At 69.5% G+C, this 19,743-nt stretch carries 14 protein-coding genes and 1 rRNA gene; 5 read left to right on the top strand and 10 right to left on the bottom strand.

Translation table 11 applies throughout. The features are described 5' to 3' along the window. Nucleotides 1-199: 199 nt before the first annotated feature. The 8 genes from AAGI91_15895 to AAGI91_15860 form a co-directional block, all read right to left on the bottom strand. The gene (locus AAGI91_15895; GenBank protein MEM1044093.1) at nucleotides 200-2,371 is read right to left on the bottom strand and encodes a glutamine synthetase III; all 2,172 of its coding nucleotides are present in this window, start codon (nucleotides 2,369-2,371) and stop codon (nucleotides 200-202) included. An 85-nt stretch (nucleotides 2,372-2,456) separates the two neighbouring features. Next, nucleotides 2,457-2,942: an Lrp/AsnC family transcriptional regulator gene (locus tag AAGI91_15890; protein ID MEM1044092.1), complete on the bottom strand. Its 486-nt coding sequence runs from the start codon at nucleotides 2,940-2,942 to the stop codon at nucleotides 2,457-2,459. 116 nt (nucleotides 2,943-3,058) lie between these two features. Beyond that, on the bottom strand, nucleotides 3,059-4,195 hold the full coding sequence (gene glsA / locus AAGI91_15885; protein ID MEM1044091.1) for a glutaminase A: 1,137 nt from the start codon (nucleotides 4,193-4,195) through the stop codon (nucleotides 3,059-3,061). Nucleotides 4,196-4,415: 220 nt separating this feature from the next. Beyond that, nucleotides 4,416-8,657 carry a two-component regulator propeller domain-containing protein gene (locus tag AAGI91_15880; GenBank protein ID MEM1044090.1) on the bottom strand — a complete coding sequence of 1,414 codons (4,242 nt, stop codon included), beginning with the start codon at nucleotides 8,655-8,657 and terminating at the stop codon, nucleotides 4,416-4,418. Between the two features lie 67 nt (nucleotides 8,658-8,724). Then, nucleotides 8,725-9,540 (bottom strand): phosphatase PAP2 family protein, encoded by an 816-nt coding sequence (locus tag AAGI91_15875; GenBank protein ID MEM1044089.1) that lies wholly within the window; start codon nucleotides 9,538-9,540, stop codon nucleotides 8,725-8,727. A 1-nt stretch (nucleotide 9,541) separates the two neighbouring features. Next, complete coding sequence (locus AAGI91_15870; protein ID MEM1044088.1) at nucleotides 9,542-9,916, bottom strand: hypothetical protein; 375 nt, start codon at nucleotides 9,914-9,916, stop codon at nucleotides 9,542-9,544. A 64-nt stretch (nucleotides 9,917-9,980) separates the two neighbouring features. Continuing rightward, complete coding sequence (locus AAGI91_15865; protein MEM1044087.1) at nucleotides 9,981-10,733, bottom strand: polyphenol oxidase family protein; 753 nt, start codon at nucleotides 10,731-10,733, stop codon at nucleotides 9,981-9,983. Between the two features lie 66 nt (nucleotides 10,734-10,799). Beyond that, entirely contained in the window at nucleotides 10,800-12,227 is a 1,428-nt protein-coding gene (locus tag AAGI91_15860; protein ID MEM1044086.1) for a tetratricopeptide repeat protein, read from the bottom strand. 203 nt (nucleotides 12,228-12,430) lie between these two features. On the opposite strand from AAGI91_15860, the gene tmk reads away from it, so the two are divergent. Genes tmk through AAGI91_15845 form a run of 3 tightly spaced genes read left to right on the top strand, consistent with a single transcriptional unit; the run spans nucleotide 12,431 to nucleotide 14,410 of the window. Further along, nucleotides 12,431-13,075: a dTMP kinase gene (tmk, locus tag AAGI91_15855; protein MEM1044085.1), complete on the top strand. Its 645-nt coding sequence runs from the start codon at nucleotides 12,431-12,433 to the stop codon at nucleotides 13,073-13,075. Nucleotides 13,076-13,099: 24 nt separating this feature from the next. Then, nucleotides 13,100-13,567, top strand: coding sequence for a transcriptional repressor (locus AAGI91_15850; GenBank protein MEM1044084.1), 468 nt, complete (start codon nucleotides 13,100-13,102; stop codon nucleotides 13,565-13,567). A gap of 42 nt (nucleotides 13,568-13,609) precedes the next feature. After that, the gene (locus tag AAGI91_15845; protein MEM1044083.1) at nucleotides 13,610-14,410 is read left to right on the top strand and encodes a PhzF family phenazine biosynthesis protein; all 801 of its coding nucleotides are present in this window, start codon (nucleotides 13,610-13,612) and stop codon (nucleotides 14,408-14,410) included. On the opposite strand, the gene AAGI91_15840 is transcribed toward AAGI91_15845, so the two are convergent. After that, entirely contained in the window at nucleotides 14,394-17,192 is a 2,799-nt protein-coding gene (locus tag AAGI91_15840) for a serine/threonine-protein kinase (protein ID MEM1044082.1), read from the bottom strand. The two genes, AAGI91_15845 and AAGI91_15840, sit on opposite strands and share 17 nt — an antisense overlap. Nucleotides 17,193-17,329: 137 nt before the next feature. Here AAGI91_15840 and pyrR point away from each other — a divergent pair, with 137 nt between their 5' ends. Next, nucleotides 17,330-17,842, top strand: a complete 513-nt coding sequence (gene pyrR, locus AAGI91_15835; protein ID MEM1044081.1) for a bifunctional pyr operon transcriptional regulator/uracil phosphoribosyltransferase PyrR — start codon at nucleotides 17,330-17,332, stop codon at nucleotides 17,840-17,842. A gap of 2 nt (nucleotides 17,843-17,844) precedes the next feature. Here the strand turns inward: pyrR and AAGI91_15830 are convergent, their stop codons facing one another. Next, nucleotides 17,845-18,663 (bottom strand): PASTA domain-containing protein, encoded by an 819-nt coding sequence (locus tag AAGI91_15830; protein MEM1044080.1) that lies wholly within the window; start codon nucleotides 18,661-18,663, stop codon nucleotides 17,845-17,847. 657 nt (nucleotides 18,664-19,320) lie between these two features. On the opposite strand from AAGI91_15830, the gene AAGI91_15825 reads away from it, so the two are divergent. Next, nucleotides 19,321-19,743 (top strand): 16S ribosomal RNA (locus tag AAGI91_15825); the annotation flags it as partial.

The following is a 19,743-nucleotide window of genomic DNA, read 5'->3' as shown; positions in this document are numbered from 1 at the left end:
CATTCCCGACCCTGATCGGGAATCCAGAAGGCGTACTACAAGCTCTGGATTCCCGCCTGCGCGGGAATGACGGCTGTTTTTGAGGAGAACGCTGAGACCTAACCGAGTCCATAACATGCTCTAGTCGGGCCTGCCCGGACGCAACGCGCCCGCCCCGGCACTCGGCTGGGGCGGGCGCTCGTCTGTCTGCGGGGCTGACCTACTTTACGAAGAGCATCTCGCGGTAGGTCGGCAGCGGCCAGAGGGCGGCTGGGACGACGCCTTCGAGCGCGTCGCACGCGTCGCGGACGGCCCCCATCGCGGGGATCACCTTCGCCTGCATGGCCTTCGCCTCGTCTTTGGCGCGCGCCGCCGCCGCCCGGCGCTTGGCGAGCGTCCCGAGCGCAGCGCGGAGATCATCGATGAGCGCACCGACCTCCTGCGCCGTCTCCTTCACGCCGCCGAACGCGAGGCCGATGTCGGCCCCCCGCTCGACGGTCGAGGCGAGGTCGGAGAGGTACTGGACCGCCGCCGGGAGCACCATCGTCTGAGCCATGTGCTCAGTCGTGGCGGCCTCGATGCCGAGCGTCATCACGTACTGCTCGGTAAAGATCTCGTGGCGGCTCTCGAGTTCGTGCCGCGTGAGCACCTTGTGGGTCTCAAAGACCGCGACGTTTTTGTCGTCGCACAGCGTGCCGAGGGCCTCGACGGTCGTCTTGAGATTCAGCAGACCGCGCTTCTTGGCCTCCTGCTGCCAGGCGTCGGCGTAGCCGTCGCCGTTGAAGATGACCGGGCGGGCCTCCTTCATGGCCTCGGTGATGACCTCGGAGACGGCGGCTTCGAGCGCCTTCTTGCTGCGTTTCTTGCCGAGCTTCTTCTCGGCGGCGTCGGCGAGGGTGCGGATGGCCTCGGCGGTGATTGTGTTGAGGATCGTCACCGGGAAGCTCACCGACTGGCTGGAGCCGACGGCACGGAACTCGAACTTGTTGCCGGTGAAGGCGAAGGGGCTGGTCCGGTTGCGGTCGCCGGCGTGGCGCGGCAGGCGCGGCAGCACCGGCGTCCCGAGCCCGAGGAAGCCGCTCTCCTTGCTCGACGTGGCCTTGCCCTCGTCGAGGAGCTGGTCGTAGACGTCGGTGAGCTGGTCGCCGAGGAAGACCGAGATGATCGCCGGCGGGGCCTCGTTGGCCCCGAGGCGGTGGTCGTTGGCCGCGCTCGCAATCGAGGCGCGGAGGAGGCCCTGGTACTCGTGGACCGCCTTGAGGACAGCGGTGCAGAAGAACAGGAAGAGGAGGTTGTCGTGCGGCGTCTCGCCCGGCTCCAGGAGGTTCGTCCCGGTGTCGGTCGACATCGAGAAGTTGCAGTGCTTGCCCGAGCCGTTGAGGCCGGCGAAGGGCTTCTCGTGGAGGAGGCACACCATCCCGTAGCGCCGGGCGACGCGCTGGAGCGTCATCATGACGAGCTGCTGGTGGTCGGCGGCGACGTTGGCGTTCTCGAAGATCGGCGCGATCTCGTACTGGCCCGGCGCGACCTCGTTGTGGCGCGTCTTGACCGGCACGCCGAGGCGGTAGAGTTCGAGCTCGACCTCCTGCATGTAGCTCAGCACGCGGTCCGGGATCGAGCCGAAGTAGTGGTCGTCCATCTCCTGCCCGCGCGGCGGCGCAGCCCCGAGGAGCGTCCGGCCCGCGGTGTTGAGGTCCGGGCGCTCGCGGTAGTAGGCCGCGTCGACGAGGAAGTACTCCTGCTCGGAGCCGAGCGTGGCGTAGACCCGCTGCACGTCGCTGTGCCCGAGGAGGTGGAGCGCCCGCGTGGCCTCGCGGTTGAGCGCCTCCATCGAGCGGAGGATCGGCGTCTTGTGGTCGAGCGCCTCGCCGGTCCAGCTCGCGAAGGCCGTCGGGATGCAGAGCGTCGAGCCGTTCTCGTTCTCGATGATGAACGCCGGGCTGGTCGGGTCGTAGGCCGTGTAGCCGCGCGCCTCAAACGTGGCACGGAGGCCGCCCGAGGGGAAGCTGGAGGCGTCGGGCTCGCCCTGGATCAGGTTGGCACCGGAGAACTCGGCGACGGCCCCGCCGCCCTCGTTCGGGGTGATGAAGCTGTCGTGCTTCTCGGCGGTCCGCCCGGTCAGCGGCTGGAACCAGTGCGTGTAGTGGGTCACGCCGTGCTCGACGGCCCACTCCTTCATCGCCATCGCCACGGCGTCGGCCACGTCCTCGGGGAGCGGCTCGCTCTTCTCGATCGTGGCGCGGAGCTTTTTGTAAGTCGCCTTCGGGAGGCGGGCTTTCATCTCGGGGTACCAGAACACCTTCTCGCCGAAAATCTTCTGGATGTCGAACGCGGCAGGGCTCGCGTGGCCGTTGCCGTTGGTGCGGGTGCGGGATATATCGAGGACAGCCATGATGCGGATCGGTTGGGTTGGGGGTCGGGGATTGGGTACGGGAGGGCGAGCGGTTGGACGCTGGGAAGCCGGCAAGACGCCATGACTAGCCGGCCTCACGGCGCTCCAAGATCATCGGCTCGGCGGGGAGCCGGCTTGACTCCTTCATGCTGGAAAGAACAATCGAGGTCTGGGTGCCGCGCACGCCGGGGAGGGCCTGCACGTCGGCGAGAAGGCGTTCGAGCGCGGCGGTGGTGCGGACGCGGACCTTGAGCAGGTGCGAGCCCTCGCCGGTGATCGAGTGCAGTTCCTGCACGGCAGGCATCGCGGTCACGCGGTCGATGAAGGTGGGGTAGTGCTCGGAGCCGACGGACGAGACGCGGATGAAGGCCGCCACGTCGAAGCCGAGCCGCCGGGCGTCGAGCCGGGCGTGGTAGCCGGTGACGACGCCGCGCTCTTCGAGCTTGCGCATCCGCTCCGACACCGCCGGCACGGACAGCCCGACCGTCTCGGCGACCTCGCTTCGCTTGATGCGGCCCCGGCGCTGGACGAGGTCCAGAATCTGGGCGTCGGTCTCGTCTATTCTCTCCATCGGCGCACACACCCCTGTTAAAGCGTAATCGGAATATATCAACAACATTTCGCTCGCAGAGCACTTTAGGTTTAAAAATTAAATCAAAGTCAGCATTAGACGCTACCGATGTCACGTCAGGCTACCGAGACCGCGACTTCAGACCGGACGTCTTGGTCACCGGTGCTGCTTAGTGGAAGCGACCGGGCGTGCGTCGGCTCGGGTAGTGCTGTCTGGCTCGCGCCCGGGGGAACGGCCCGCTCGGCGTTCGTCCGCACCGTCGCCTCGGTCCCCATGAGGGCGTCGAAGACGTGCAGGCCGCACAGCTGTGACAGCTCTTCGCAGACTCTGATGCCGCGCACGCTGTTGCCTCGCTCGTCGAGCGGCGGCGAGAACACCGCCACGCCGAACTGACGGGGCACCACGGCGAAGACGGCCCCCCCGACTCCGCTCTTCGCAGGCAGCCCGACGCGGTAGCCCCACTCGCCTGCGTAGTCGTAGAGCCCGCAGGTGAACATCACGCTGAGCACGTCGCGGATGTACTCCGGCGAGAGGACCTGCTCGCCCGTCAGTGGATTGACTCCGCCGTTGGCGAGTGAGCCGGCCATCGTGGCGAGGTCGCGGCTCGTGACGAGGACGGAGCACTGCTGGAAGTAGAGGTCCAGCGCCTCATCGATTCCGTTGTGGATCATCCCGAAGTTGCGCATCAGGTGGGCGAGCGCGCGGTTGCGGTGCCCCGTCGTGCGCTCGGACATGAAGACGGCCATGTCGACATCGATCGGATGGCCGGCGAAGCGCGAGAACATGCTGAGGAGCGAGTTCAGCTTGTCCGTCGGACCCTCCCCGCGGATGAGGCTCGTGATGGCGATGGCTCCGGCGTTGACCATCGGGTTGTGCGGCCGCTTGGACTTCTCGTCGAGCTTGATGATCGAGTTGAAGGCGTCGCCCGTCGGCTCGACGCCTACGCGGGCGAGGACGGTCTCGCGCCCATGCTCCTCCAGAGCGGCGGCGTAGACGAACGGCTTCGAGGCGGACTGGATGGTGAAGCGGCGGTCGCAGTCGCCGACCTCGTAGACCTCCCCGTCGACGGTGACGACGGAGATGCCGAACCAGTCGGGGTTGGCCTTGGCGAGCTCGGGGATGTAGTCCGCCACGGCCCCCTCGCCCAGCGAAGCGTACTTGTAGTGGAGCTCGTTGAGGATCGAGAGCAAGCGGGCACGGGCGTTGCCACCCCGGAGCGTGACGTGTGTCGGGACGTGCGGTCGATGTTCCATCTCGGTCTCTGGAAAGCGGTTGGGAAGGCGCACCGTGGCGCTGTGCCGCAATGTGCCTCCAGCCGCGCGATTCCCTGTTACCGCTCCGTCTCGACCTGTTGACGCTCCGTCGCACGAGACGCTGAGGCAACAACCTGAGACGCTCCGTCAACCGGCCCGGCAGTCCTGGGGCGCTTCCTCTTTGCTCACGCGCTTGCCTTCCGACCAAGCGCTGGCCGGCTCAGGCCCCGGCCGGTGCCGCGTAGGCCGACGGCGCAACCTCGTATGTCGCCCGGAACGTGCGCGAGAAGTGGGCGACGCTTTTGAACCCGACCGCGTAGGCGATCTCGCCCACCCCACCGGCACGCTCGGTGAGCAGGCGGGCGGCCCGCGCCAGCCGCGCCTCGCGCAGCAGGGCCTGCGGCGTTTCATCGACGACGCCCTTCAGCCGCCGGTAGAGCGTCGCGCGGCTCATCCCCACGGCCTCGGCGAGCGTCTCCACGCCGAAGTCCTCGTCGTCGAGACGGTCCTCGATGACGGCATGGAGACGCTCGACGAGCGCGGCATCTTCCGGGGCGAGGGCGGACGTATCGGGGCGTGCCGGCGCAGGGACAGCCTCGCCTGCGAAGCGCTCGCGCAGCCGCCGCCGTCCGGCGATCAGGTTGTCCACGCGGGCGGCGAGCGTGCGGACGTTGAAGGGCTTCGTGACGTAGTCGTCGGCCCCGCTGCCGAGGCCCTCGAGCGTGGCCTCCTCCCCTGCCTTCGCCGTGAGCAGGACGACCGGGAGGAAGTCCGTCGCCGGATCGGCCTTGAGGGCGGTGCAAAGGGCGATGCCGTCCAGGACCGGCATCATCACGTCGGAAACGACGAGGTCGGGGAGGTGCTCGCGGGCGAGGGCCAGCCCCTCGGCCCCGTCGGCGGCTTCGAGCACGCGGTAGCCGGGGTGCCCGTCGCGTTCGGCTTCGAGGTGGCGGCGAACGTAGGCCCGGATGTCGGGGTGGTCGTCGACGACGAGGACGGTCGTCACGTCCTCGCCCGCCCCGTCTTCGCTGAGCGTCGAGGCCTCGCTGGGCCGCTCGTCTCCGCCCTGGTCGGGCAAGAGCAACGACGGATCGAGCAGCGGCGGGACATCCGGCACTGCTGCATCGCCCGGCTGCTCGTCCCCGGCAAGCTGATCGGGCGCGAGGTGGTCGCGTCCGAGCGGGAGGGTGATCGTGAACCGGCTGCCCGCGCCCGGCTCGCTCTCGGCGGCAATCGTGCCGCCGTGGAGCGTGACGACCTCGCGCGCGAAGGCCAGCCCGATCCCGGTCCCTGGCTGGCGCTGCGGCGTCAGGCCGTCGGCCTGGTAGAAGCGGTCGAAGAGGTAGGGCAGGTGCTCAGCGGCGATGCCGGTACCAGTGTCCTCGACTGTGACGCGGGCCTCGGTCTCGCTCGCCGCGAGGCGGAGGCGGACACGCCCGCCGTCGGGGGTGAACTTGAGCGCGTTCGAGAGCAGGTTCGAGACGGCCCGCCCGAACCGGTCGCGGTCGAGCCACGCCTCGACGGGATGCCCCGGCCCGTCGTACCGGAGGTCGATCCCGAGGCGCTCGGCGTGCAGCGCAAACATCGCCGCGAGGTCGCGCAGGAAGGCGTCGAGGTCGAGCGGGCGCGCGCCGAGCCGGAGCTGCCTGGCGTCCATCTTCGCCACGTCGAGGATTTCGTTGATTAGCCCGAGCACGCGGCGGGCGCTGCGGAGCGCCAGACCCACCGGCTCGCCGATCTCGTCGGGCGCGTACATCCCGTCGCGGAGGTCTTCGAGCGGACCGATCGTGAGAGTGAGCGGGGTGCGGAACTCGTGGCTGACGTTCTGGAAGAAGCGGGTCTTGGCGGCGTCGAGTTCGCGGAGCTGCTCGGCCTGCGCCTCGGTAGTTTGTTTCTCCCGTTCGAGGTCGGCCGTCCGCTCGGCGACGAGGGCGCGGAGCTCGGTCTCGCGTTCGCGCTGCCGCCGCACCCGGCCCTGGACCGCGGCCCCGGCGAGGCCGAGCGCCAGCAGCCCCAGCCCGAGCGCGAACCACCACGTCTCGAAAAAGCGGGGCTCCACGACGACCGCGAGCGCAGCGCCCTCGTCGTTCCACACCCCATCGGCGTTCGCCGCCTGCACGCGGAACGTGTAGCGGCCGGGGTCGAGGTTCGTGTAGGTCGCCTCGGGGTCGCCGCCCGGCGTGTGCCAGTCGGCGTCGTAGCCCTCCAGCCGGTAGCGGTAGCGGTTCTGGCTCGGGTTGGCGAAGTGGAGCGCGGCGAACGCGAGCGCGAGGTCGCGCTGCCCCGGCGCGAGGCGAACCGTCTCGGCGTAGGGCGCCGCGACCGCGAGCGGCGCGCCCTCCCCCGGCTCCGCGATCTCGCCGCCGACCCGTACGTTCGTGATCGCCACCGGCGGCGGGACCTCGTTGCGCGTGAGGCGGTCCGGGAAAAAGCTCACGAGCCCGCCCGGCCCGCCGAAGAACAGCTCCCCGCTCGGCGCGCGGTGCGAGGCGACCGTGTTGAAGTCGAGGTCGGGCAGCCCGTCGTCGAGCCCAAACGCCTCGAAGGTGTCGGTGGCGGGCGAGAAGCGCGCCAGCCCCCGGCCGGTACCCAGCCACAGGTCCCCCGCGTCGTCCTCCTCGATGGAGTAGATGATGTCGCTCGGCAGGTCGGTCGTGGCCGCGCTGTAGTGCGTGAACACCTCGGTCGCCGGGTCGAAGCGGCTCAGCCCGGTACCGTAGGTGCCGACCCAGATGGCCCCGTCGCGCAGGTGAAGCACCAGGATTTTGTCCGAGGCCGGGCCGTCGGCGTTGGCGGGGTCGTAGCTGTAGGTCTGCTGCCGGCCGGTGTCCGGGTCGAACCGGATCAGCCCCTCGCCGTAGGCCCCGAACCACAACGCCCCGTCGTGCTCGACGACCGAGCGCACCCACGGGCTGGCGCCCGGCTCCTCGCCGAGGCAGAACGGGGCGAAGGTGCCGGCGGCGCGGTTGAAGACGCTCGGGCACCCGCTCTCGCTCGAGAGCACCCAAAGCCGGCCCCGGCCGTCCTCGAACGTGCCGTGGGGGCTGCTGGTCGGGAGCGCGCCCGGCACACCGTTGGGGCGCGGCCAGTCCTCCGCCTCGGGCCAGGCCGGCGCCGGGGCATGGCGCTCGACGACGCGACCCTGGGCTGGATCGAACCGCTGGAACGTGCCGAGCCAGGAGCCCGAACGCCAGGTGCCGAGCCAGAGCGTCCCGTCCTCTGCCTCGCGGAGATCCACGACCGTGGCGGTCGCTGCCTGGTCGGTGCCGTCGTGGCGGTAGCGGGTGACGCGCCCGCTGGGGCGGTCGACGCGGTTGAGCACGCCGTCCTCGGTGCCAACCCAGAGCACGCTGTCCTGAGCGAGGACCGACCACACGATGGGGTCGCTGAGGCTGTTCGGGTCTTCCGGATCGTGGGTGAGGACGGTGAACGGCGGGGGGGCTAGCTCGAAGGCGCTCACGCCCGCGAAGAGCCCGACCCACATCACGCCGCTGCGGTCGAGGTAGAGCGCGCGCACGCGGCCGGGAAGGATGCTGGCCGGGTCGTTCGGGTCGTGCCGGTAGCGAGCGGCCGGCGCGCTCGGCCCGGCCCCGGCTGCGAGGTGGGCGATGCCGTCGTCCGTGCCGAGCCAGAGCGCGCCGGCCGGGTCCTCGACGATCGCCATGATCTGCACGCCCTCAGTCCCGTCGTAGGCAACGAAGGTGCCGGCGGCCTGGTCGTAGAGGAACAGCCCCTCGTCGGTGCCGACCCAGAGCCGCCCGCTGCGGTCTTCGAGGAGCGAGCGGATGGATTCCCGGGGGAGGCCCCCGGGGCCGCTGATGTCCTCGAACCGGGCGGTGTCCAGGTCGTAGCGGACCAGGTGGCCGCCTTCCATGCCGACCCAGATGCCTCCGCGCCGGTCTTCGAGGAGCGCGGTGACCCGGTTGCTGGGCAGCCCCCCGCTCTCGTCGCTCTGCCGGAACGTGTCGAGCGCGCCGGTGTCCGGTTCGTAGCGGTACACGCCCTCGTTCCCGCCGAGCCAGAGCCCGCCGTCGCGCGCCCGGATGAACACGTCCAGCGTTCGGAACGCCGCCCGGTCGAGGCGGAGGAGGTTGGTGAACGCGTCCCGCTGCGGGTGGTAGCGGCTGAGCGTGCCCTCCTCGCCGGCGATCCACAGCCCGCCGTCCGGCGTAGAGGCGAACCCCTCGACATCGACCTCGCCGAGGCTCGTGGTGTCGAACGGGACGGGGAGGTAGGTGCGGAAGCGGAGGCCGTCGTAGCGGCTCAGCCCGCCCTCAGTGCCGAACCACAGGAACCCGCGCGTGTCCTGGTAGATGGCGGTGATGTAGGGGCTGGCCAGGCCGTCCTCGATCCCGAAGTGACGAAACCGGATCTCCGAGCCGGGACCGCGCGTCGCCTGTGCGTGCCCCGGCGCAGGCACACCCAGCAACACCGCCAGAAGACCGAGCAGGTAGAGCCGCATAGTCCTTAGTTTCGAGCCGTCGAATATACGGCCCCGCCAAACGCAGGCCTCGCGTCTGTGCTCGTCCCTAACGCGGTGGAATACCGAGGCGCAGCGCGAGCCCGATCTCGCCGGGACCGAGGACCGGAGTCACAGACCACCCGTTCGGGTGCCGCCCGTGCCGGTTGGCGAGCCCGTAGCCGACGAGCGTCCCGAGTGCCGCCCCGCCGACCACGTCCGACGACCAGTGGTCGCCTCGGACGACCCGGGTGACTGCCGTGCCAGTCGCCACGGCGAGCAGCCCGTAGGTGAGCGGGCCGGGGTAGTAGACCACCCACGGCGTGACGACGGCAAACGCGACCGTCGTGTGGCCCGACGGAAACGAGCGCTGCCTCGTGAACGGTGCAAAGTCGTACGGGCCCTGCTGCTCGCGCGGCCGGGCGCGCCCGAAGACGCCCTTGAGCAGCGAGCTAAGAACGTTGCCGTAGAGCGCCGACTCCAGCGAGGTGAACGCCGCGTCCTGAACCCGGGCGTCGTCCGTCAACAGCGAGGCCCCGAACACCGCCCCGGCGGCGGGAATGGCATAGCGCCAGTCCCCGACCTCGTTGGCTGCGTTCAGGAACGGCCCGTTGTCGCGGTCCCGCACCTCGCCCGCGTCTCCGCTGATCGTCTCGTCGGCGAGCGTGAACAGAACCAGCGCGCTTCCCGCACCGAGGGTGTAGACCGCGTGACGCGAGGTCAGCCCCTTCGCCAAGCCGAGCGGGTCGCCGGCCGTCCACCGGAGAAAGCGGCCGCGGTCGACCTGCTCTGCGTCCTGGGCCACCGCAGCGCTCGGCGCGAGCAGCACGGCGAGCAGGACCACTACAGCAAGACGGCTCAGGGTCGGAGCAGGTGGAGAGATCATATCAGACCTCGGCTCGCTTCCGCTGTGTCGCCCACCAGACCCACGCGATCAGCACGAACTGCAGGGGGAGCCGCAGCCACAGCCCGAGCGCCGCGTTCTCCAGCCCGACGGCCTCCGGCTCCATCGCCATGTAGAGGTTCGCCGGGAAGACGGCGACGAGGAGTGCGGCGAGGCCGACCCCGGCCCACGCCCGCGTCTTCTGAACCAGCACGCCGAGGCCGCCGAGGATTTCGGCGAGGCCACTGATGTAGACGAGCGCGAGTGGGAACGGGAAATATGGCGGGACGATCTGGACGTACAGGTCCGGTATGACGAAGTGCAGGAGGCCGGCCGCGACGAAGAGCACTGCGATCAGCCCGAGCGAAAAGTCTTTCATGCAGGATGATACGCGACGCGTAGTGCGCGGGGCCGAGCGCCAACGCAGAGACAATGCCCACGCATCACGTCAATCCGATCACGCCCATCATCCGGCCCGTCGTCCCGCCGTCAGCGCGGTAGGAGAAGAAGCGCGCGGTGTCGAACGTGCTGCATCCCTCGACCTGAATGTTCGCCTCGTCCAGCCCCGCCTTGAGGAGTTGGGCGACGATGGCACCGGAGAGATCGACGTGCGGCTTGGTCCAGGCGTCGTCTTCCAGCACATGCGCGTCGTCGAACTGCCGCGCTACTTCGGTCCCGACCTCGAAATCGTCCGGCCCGATGCACGGGCTGACGTAGGCGCGGATCCGCTCCGGCTCGGCCTTGAGCTTCCGCATCGCTTCGACAGTCATGATCGGGATCCCGCCGACTGCCCCGCGCCACCCCGCGTGGCACGCCCCGACGACGCCGGCTTTGGCGTCGGCGAGCAGCACCGCCCCGCAGTCGGCAACGAGGATGCCGAGGGCGAGGCCGCGCCGGTCGGTGACGTGGCCGTCGTTGCGCTCGGCGAAACCCGGCTCGCTCCGGGCGGTGACGCTCACGCCGTGGACCTGCCCAATCGTCGCCAGGTGGTCTGGGCCGAAGCCCAGCACACTGAGAAACCGCCGCCGGTTTTCCTGCACCGCGGCCTCATCGTCGCCGGTTGCGAAGCCCATGTTGAGCGCGTCGAACGGCGCGTCGCTCACCCCGCCCGCGCGCGTGCTGAACCCGGCCGTGACGCCCGGCAGGTCGGCAAAGATGGCCGGGCGGATCAGGTCGAGCGCGGGCTGCGGCTCCATGAGCGGGCGAAACACGTAGGGGCGACCGGCCGGCCGCCCCCGCAGATCATCAGAGACGAAGAGGGCTTACCGCGTGCGGCGCGTCCGCTCGTCGGAGCCGAGGAGCGAGCGCAGGCGGGCGTCGGCGGCGAGGTCCGGGTAGTGGTTGCGGATCTCGTCGCGCACCGAGGGGTCGAGCTCGAACGCGCGGCGGAGCGCGGCCGTCGCCTCGGTGTGGCGCTCGAGGGCGAAGAGCACCTTCGCCTGGTGGACGTGCGCCTCGCTCAGGTGCGGGTTCACCCCGGCGGCCTTCCGGTAAGCGTCGAGCGCATCGGGCAGGTGGCCCGCCTCGAAGAGCGTCTCGCCGAGGTCGAGCCATGCCTCCTCGTTGGTCGGCTCCAGCTCGACGACGCGGCCGTAGGAGCGGAGCGACTCGGCCAGCAGTCCGGCGTTGTACTCGCTGTCGGCGCGGGCGTACCAGAACTCGCCGACCTCGGGGCGGAGCTGGAGGGCGCGGGCGAAGCAGCGCAGCGCGTCGGTGTGGCGCTCGAGGGCGTCGTAGCAGCAGCCCATCCCGTACCACGCCTCGGGGTACTCCGCGTCGTCCTGCACGGCGCGGCGGAAGTAGGTCACCGCCGTCGTGTAGTCGCCGAGTTCCTCGTAGGCGAGGCCGACGTTGTAGTAGGTAGAGGCGTCGCCCTCCTCGTATTCGAGCACCTTGAGGTAGCTCGCCACGGCGTCCTGCAGCTCCCCCATGTTGGCGAGCGCGTTGCCCTTGTTGTAGTGCGCCGAGGCAAAGCTGTCGTCGATGGCGAGCGCGAAGCCGTAGCTCTCGACAGCGTCGGCGTAGCGCTCCATCCGGTTGAGGACGATGCCGCGGTTGTACCACGCGTTCTGCGAGTACGGGTCGAGTTCGATCTGCCGGTCGTAGGCCGCGACGCTCTCCTCGAAGCGCTCGGCGTGGTCGAGGCAGTAGCCGAGTTCGTACCAGATCTCGGGGTGCTCGGGGTGAAGCGCAGCGCAGCGCCGGAGCGCCTCGACGGCCTCGTCGAACCGGCCGAGCTTCTCGAGCGTGATGCCCTGGTTGAAGAGCGCTTCCTCGTTCGTCGGGTCCACGCCGAGCACCTCCCGGTAGGCCTCCATCGCCTCGGTGGACCGGTCGAGGTTGTCGAGCGTGATGCCGCGGTTGAGGAGCGTCTCAGGGTCGACGGGGTTCAGCGCGAGGGCCTCGTCGTAGGCGGCGAGCGCCTCGTCGTGGCGGTCGAGGTTGTTGAGCAGCACGCCGCGCCGCAGCCAGGCGTCGGAGGAGTAGGGGTGGGTGCCGATGAGCCGGTCGATGACGCCGAGCGCCGTCTCGAACCGCCCGCGCTCGAAGTAGTGGGTGGCAATTTCTTCCAGGGCCTCGGAGTCGAAGTACCGGTTTCCGCCGCGCCGGAGGTCGTCTTCGTAGGCTCGTACGAGGTCTCGCAGCGCCTCGTCGCCTCGTCCTTCGTCGTAGTCTTCGAACTCGAACATGCTCATAGTGCGCTGCGATGCAGAGTCAGCGTGCGCTCGGGATGACCGTGCCAGGGCGGCAGCCGGGCGGCGGTAAGGTACGGCGGGCTCGGCCACATGCAACATCTACGCCGCCGCCGCCGGTGGGTTGCCTCGCCTTCATCCTTTCGGCGGCTCGTAAGTTCCCGGACGCACGCGCTTCACCGAGACCCTCACCCCGCCCCATGCTCATCACGTTCGAAGGCATCGACGGCAGCGGCAAGAGCACGCAGGCGCGGCTGCTCCGCGCCCACGCCGAGGCCGAGGGCTGGCGCCCGCTCCTCGTCCGCGAGCCCGGCGGCACCGACCTCTCGGAGCACGTCCGTGCTCTCCTCCTGGACCCGGACGCCCACGTCGACGCCCGCGCCGAGCTGCTTCTGTTTGCTGCCGCCCGCGCCCAACTCGTTCACGAGGTCGTGCGCCCGGCGCTGGAGGACAAGCGGCTCGTGATCGCCGACCGGTTCTACGACTCGACGACGGCCTACCAGGGGGCCGGGCGCGGCATCGCCGAGGCGGGGTGGCTGCGCTCGTTCCACGCGTTCGTGACGAGCAACCTGCGCCCGCGCCGGACCTACCTCGTGGACGTGCCGCTTGCCGTCGCCAGCGAGCGGCGCGGCGGGGCCGGCGGCGACCGGATGGAGGAGGCCGGCACCGCGTTCTTCGAGCAGGTCCGCGCCGCCTACCTGCGCCTGGCCGATGCCGAGCCGGAGCGCGTCCTCCGCCTCGACGGCACGCGCCCGGCGGACGTGCTCCACGCCGACATCGTGCGTGACGTGGAGCGTCTGCTCGACGAGGCGTCTGTCGGAACCGGCGAGCGCTCCTCCGGTTGACTTCGGACCCTATCCGAACTGCCTGTGTCCGTTCTTCCCCAGACCCAACTCGACGAAGTCACCCGCACCTTCAGCGCTTTCCTGAGGGAGCGCGGTCAGCGCCAGACGCCGGAGCGCTTCGCGATCCTCGACGAGGTCTACGCCACGCCCGACCACTTCGACGCGGACGAGCTGTTCGTCCGCCTCAAGCAGAAGGGCGGCCGCGTCAGCCGCGCCACGGTCTACAACACCCTCGAGCTGCTCCTGGAGTGCGCCCTCGTGGTGAAGCACCAGTTCGGACAGAACCAGGCGAAGTACGAGCGGGCCTACGCCTACTGGCAGCACGACCACCTGATCTGCCTCGGCTGCGGTGCCATCCTCGAGTTCTGCGACCCGCGCCTCCAGAGCATTCAGGACACCGTCGGCGACATCTATGGCTTCGAGATCAGCCACCACTCGCTGAACCTCTACGGCCACTGCAGCCAGTGCCGCCAGGAAGAGGGTGCCGCGTGACCGGCAGCTGACGGCTCGCCCTGTTCCCTCCTCACGCCGCCGATGCCCCTCCCGCTCTTCCAGGTCGACGCCTTCACCGACGAGGCCTTCCGGGGCAACCCGGCCGCTGTCTGCCTGCTCGATGCGGCAGCACCCGAGGCCTGGATGCAAGCCGTCGCCGCCGAGATGAACCTCTCGGAGACGGCCTTCGTGATGCCGCACGCCGACGGCTTCCAGCTCCGCTGGTTCACGCCGACAGTCGAGGTGGACCTCTGCGGCCACGCCACCCTCGCCAGCGCGCACACGCTCTGGGAGGCTGGCCGGCTCGGTCCCGATAGCGCGGCGCGCTTCCACACCCGCAGCGGCCTCCTGACGGCCACCCTCGCGGACGGCTCGGTCACGCTCGACTTCCCGGCAAGCCGGACGGACGAGACCGAGATGCCTGACGGGCTCGACGACGCGCTCGGCGTCGCGCCGCAGCGAGTCGTGCAGGGCGCGTTCGACTACCTCGTCGAGGTGGAGAGCGAAACGGACGTGCACGGCCTCGACCCGGACTTCCGAGCACTCGGCGAGATCGATGTGGAGCGCGGCATCGTCGTGACGGCCCGGGGCGAGGGTGAGGTGGACTTCGTCTCGCGGTTCTTCGCCCCGGCGGCGGGGGTGGACGAGGACCCGGTGACCGGGTCGGTACACTGCCTCCTCGCGCCCTACTGGGCCGAGCGCCTCGGACGGGCCGACCTCGTCGGCTACCAGGCGTCGCAGCGCGGCGGGACGGTCCGCGTCGGCGTGCGCGGCGACCGGGTGCTGCTCGGCGGGCAGGCCGTCACCGTCTTCCAGGGCACGTTGCTCACCGAGCCTGCGTAGCTGCGTCCAGCGCCGCGAGCGCCTCCTCATACTCCTCCTCGTGGTTGCCACCCGCGCTCTCGTAGAAAGCGATGGCCGCTTCCAGTTGCCTCTTGGCTTCCTCATACCCGCCGAGTGCCGTGAGGCAGCGGCCGAGCGCCGTGCGGGCTTCCGCCGTCCCGGCGTGCCGGTCGCCGAAGGTCTCTAGCTGCGTCTCCAGGGACCGGCGCAAGAGCGGCTCGGCTTCGACAGCCCCCGCGTTGTCCACGAGGAGGAGGCCGAGACCGTGGAGGACCTTCGAGGTGAGGACGTGGTCGTCGCCGAGGCGTTCCTGGTAGATCGCGAGGGCTTCGCGGTAGAGCGGCTCGGCCCTGTCGTCGGCGCTCGTGAATCGGTACAGTTCGGCGAGGTTGTTCAGGCTCGACGCCACGTCGGGGTGGTCGCCGCCGAGGGCTTGGCGGCGCACCGCGAGGGCCTCGCGGTAGCTCGTTTCGGCCTCGTCGTAGAGCCCGAGGCCGCGTAGCGATCCGGCGAGGTTGCTGAGGCTCTGTGCCACATCGGGGTGGTCGTCGCCGAGGAACTGCCGCCGCAGCGCGAGCGCCTCCCGGTGGATCGGCACCGCCTGATCGTCGGCTCCGGCTTCGTGCAGCAGTCCGGCGAGGTTGTTCAGGCTCGTCGCCACATAGGGATGATCGTCGCCGAGGAGCCGCCGGTTCATCGCGAGGGCTTCGCGCTGGAACTGTTCGGCCTCCTCATATGCGAGCTTATCGCGGAGTACGGCGGCGACGTTGTTCAGGCTCGTCGCGATAGTCGGATGGTCATCCCCGTGGAGTTCGCGGTACAGGGCGAGGGCTTCGCGCTGCAACGCTTCGGACTCCCCATACGCCCCATCGGTACGAAGCATCACGGCGAGGTTGCCCAGCGTCTCGGCCAGCTCAGGATGATCGTCGCCGAGGAGCTGCCGCCGGAGCGCAAGCGCCTCGCGCATCATGCTCTCTGCTTCGTCGTGCTCTCCGAGTGCGTAGAGAAGCGCCGCGAGGTTGTTCAGACTCGCGGCCACGCCAAGATGCCTGTCGCCGAAAAGCTGCCGTCGCAGCGCGAGCGCCTCCCGGTCGAGCGCTTCGACCCGGTCGTAGGCCCCGGTCTCGTAGAACAGGTCGGACAGGCGCGTGAGGCTCTCGACCACTTCCTCGTGGGCGTCGCCCCAGAGCGCCCGCCGCTCGGCGAGGGCCCGCTCCAGAAGCGGCTGGGCTTTCTCGTACATCCCGATCCGGTAGTAGACGCTCCCGAGGGCGTCCATCACGGCGGCCTGCACGGCCGGGTCGCCCTCCAGGCGCTCTAGCTGCTCGGCTCCTTGCTCCAGCAGTTGGCGCGCCGTCACCTCTTCACCACGCCCGCCCTCTGGGTTCTGCCACGGGTCGGACGCCCCGAACACCTCCACGAGATAGTCCGTCACCTGCTCTGCCGTTGCCGCCTCGCGCCGCGCCGTGTCGCGCTCGGCGGCTGCGACGCGCGCCTGCCACGCCGTCCCGGCCAGACCCGCCCCGAGGGCCAGCATCAGCAGCGCCACGAGCGAGACCCCGAGGGCGTTGCGCCGGACGAACTTCCGCGCCCGGTACCGGACCGTCGGTGGCCGGGCCCGAACGGGCAGCCCGTCGAGATGGCGCTGGAGATCCTCGAGCAGAGCCTCAGCGGAGGCGTAGCGGCGCTCGGGCTCCTTTGCCAGCGCCTTGAGCACGATCGTGTCGAGGTCGCCCGCGAGACGTCGCCCGAGGGTCTCCGGGGCCGTGGACCGCGCCTGGCTGATCTGGCCCGGCGTGGCGTCGCCCTCGTCGGTGGCGGTCGTCACCCTCGTGCTCGGGCGCGGCGGCTCGGTCTCGCAGATCACCCGCTCCAGCTCTGCCGGCGAGAGGGTGCCTACCTCGTAGGGGCGGCACCCGGTGAGCAGTTCGTAGAGCACCACGCCGAGGCTGTACACGTCGGCCGCCGTCGAGACCGGCAGGCCCCGAATCTGCTCCGGCGCTGCATACCCGGGCGTCAGCACCCGCTCTATCGTCTGCGTCGGGGCGTCGCTGCCAGCGTCCTCGAGCAGCTTGGCGATGCCGAAGTCGAGGAGCTTCACCGTACCGTCGTCCGTGACGAGGATGTTCGACGGCTTGAGGTCGCGGTGGATGACGAGGTGCCGGTGCGCGTGGTGGACCGCCTCGCAGACCTGCCCGAAGAGTTGGAGGCGCTCGGCGATGCGGAGGCAGCGGGCGTCGCAGTAGTCGTCGAGCCGCTCGCCCTCGAGGCGTTCCATCGCAAAGTAGGGCTGCCCGCTCTCGGCGAGGCCGCCGTCGAGGAGCCGGGCGATGCCGGGGTGCTGAAGCCGGGCGAGGACGCGGCGCTCGGCGAGGAACCGGCTCTGGAGTGCCGGAGAGTCCATCCCTTCGCGGACGACCTTGAGCGCGACCGTCTGCTCGAACTGACCGTCGGCCCGCTCGGCGAGGTAGACCGTCCCCATCCCGCCGCGCCCGAGCACCTGGACGATCTGGTACGGCCCGACCCGCTGCTCGGCCGCCGGCGCGGCGGGAACAGGCGGGGTGTCGGCCGCCCCGTGCGCCTCGGCGATGGGGCGTGCCCACGCCTCCTCCAGCCGGTCCACCGGTCCGGTCTCCTCCGCGGCCTCCAGCAGCGAGTCCACTTCGCGGCGGAGCGCCTCCTCGTCGCACGCGGTTTCGAGGAACGCCGCCCGCGCCTCTGGCGGCTGCGCAAGCGCCTCCTCGAACAGCGTTTTCACCTGAAGCCAGCGAGCCGAGGTCATGGCGTGCCGATGGTTGAGCGGAGGGGAATCAGGAGATAAGCCGGACGTGGCGGCGCGGCGGCTCACGCGTGCTCCGGCCCGAAGATAGACGCGGCGCGGCGTGTATCTTCCGAAGCCGACTCCAACTCACGTCATATATGGCACGCACCGCCCTCCTCTCTCCTGCTCGTGTTCGCCGCACCCTCACCCGGCTCGCCTACGAAATCGTCGAGCGCAACCGCGGCGGCGCGTCGCTCGAAGTCTTCGGCATCCGGCAGCGCGGCGTCGCCCTCGCCGAAACGCTCGCCGGGATCATCGGCGAGATCGAGGGCCGGCCCGTGCCGGTCCACCCGCTCGACGTGACGCCCTTCCGCGACGACCTCACCGACGCCTCCGAGCCGGAGCCGCTTGACCCGCGCCCGACGGTCGAGGCGCGCGACGTCATCCTCGTGGACGACGTGCTCTTCACCGGCCGCACCGCCCGCGCCGCGCTCGACGCCGTCCTGTTCTACGGCCGTCCGACCTCGATCCAGCTCGCCGTGCTCATTGACCGGGGCCACCGCGAGTACCCCATCCAGCCGGACTTCGTCGGGCGCGTCATCCCGACCAAGCACCGCGAGCGCGTCACGGTGGAAGTCAGCGGCGAGGTCGCTGTCTTCCTCGACGAGTAGCGCTACTCCGCGCCCGACTCGGCCGTCTCGCCCCCGAACGCTTCCGGGTCCTCGGGCGTGATGTCGTCGATAGGGTCCGAGTAGATCCGCACCTCCGTCCCACGCCGCACGTCCTCGCCAGACGCCGGCTCCTGCCGCGTCACCGTGCCGCCTACCGAGCGCGTCGGGTCCACCCACACGCCAGCCTCGATCAGCGCGCGGCGCGCGTCCACGGGTGCCAGCCCGCGCACGTCCGGCACCGCTACCTCGCCCGACCCCAGACCCGGACTCACCCAGAGCGTGACCGACGATTCGGCCCGCGCCGTTTCTCCCGGATCCGGATCCTGCCGCGTCACGGTTCCCTCGTAAGGCGACGGGACCTCGTCTTCTCGCACCTGGACCTGAGTCAGCCCCGCATCGGCCAGCGTCGAGCGGGCGAGGCTCTCCGAGAGCGTCAGCACCTCCGGCATCGTCACGACGCGCTGCACGCCGCTGTTGACGTAGAGGTAGATGCGCCGCCCCGGCTTCACCGACGCGTTCGGCGGGGGGTTCTGGTCAATCACCGCATCGCGCGGCAGCGTCGGGTTGAACGGCTGGTCGCGCCGCTCCGGCTTCAGGTCGCGGTCCTCAACGAGGTTGTACGCCTGGTCGAACGGAAGCTGCCGCACCTCGGGCACCGTCACGGCTGCCCCCTGCCGCGTGTAAATCGGCATCACCACGTAGTTCATCAGCACGAACAGCCCCACGAATGCCCCGACGAGCGCGAGCATCCCGAGCCAGAACGTACGGTGGGTGAGGACGGGCTTAACCCAGCGGCCGGCCCCGGCGACGCGGGATTGCAAGCGGGACCAGGCAGAGTCGGAAGACGAGGGCATCTGCGGAGGTGTCGAGGGGCGAGCATTGAAGCGCCCCGAATATACTTCGCGGGGTGCCGTTCCACGCCCACCCCGCGTCCCACCATTCCTTCATATGATGCGGCGGAACCGGCCCCTGCCAGCGTGGTAGGAGAGCGCCGCCGAGACCGGTAGGTCCACGGCGACCGTTCTTTCCCTGGTGCGGTACTCGGCCTGTCTGTGAAGGCGGATCGAATGCGAGCGGAAAGCTTGACTCCTTCCGATCAGACTCCGTATCATGGTCGCCCTGCCCGGCGGTGGAGAGCTCGCATCACTCGCCTCACGTGAGGTCGCCTTCAAGGCTAAGAGATGATGAAGCACTTGACATCCGCATCTGCAGCTTCGTAGATTGGCAGGCCGCGCTCGGGTTATGGCCCGGCGCAATTTTTCGCCCCTGTTCTTTGATGAGATTGGAAGCATAGCGAGCCCTCGTTGGCCCGCGCGCCTCATGCCCTTCCGGGCGACGGGTGCGCCGGTCGAACGAGAGTAGCAATTAGTCAGATACACGACCTTCGGGTCGTGGTTCTGAGCTCAACCTACCCGACCACCAGCGGCTTGCCGCTCGGATGGTCACTGATCTCCTACCCTGGAGATCGCAAATTCTCTACTACGGAGAGTTTGATCCTGGCTCAGGACGAACGCTGGCGGCGGGCTTAACACATGCAAGTCGAACGAGAAAGGCCCCTTCGGGGGCTGAGTACAGTGGCGCACGGGTGAGTAACGCGTAGGCAACCTACCCCCAGGCGGGGAATAACCACGGGAAACCGTGGCTAATACCGCATAACTGTCCAGACTCCACATGGGGACTGGATCAAAGGCTTCGGCCACCTAGGGATGGGCCTGCGTCGGATTAGCTAGTTGGTGAGGTAATGGCTCACCAAGGCAACGATCCGTAGCTGGTCTGAGAGGATGATCAGCCACACTGGAACTGAGACACGGTCCAGACTTCTACGGAAGGCAGCAGTTAGGAATCTTGCACAATGGGCGAAAGCCTGATGCAGCAACGCCGCGTGAGTGAAGAAGGCCCTT

It is taken from the genome of Bacteroidota bacterium, assembly GCA_038746285.1.
Taxonomy (GTDB): domain Bacteria; phylum Bacteroidota; class Rhodothermia; order Rhodothermales; family JANQRZ01; genus JANQRZ01.
This window is presented reverse-complemented; position numbering and strand designations above follow the sequence as displayed.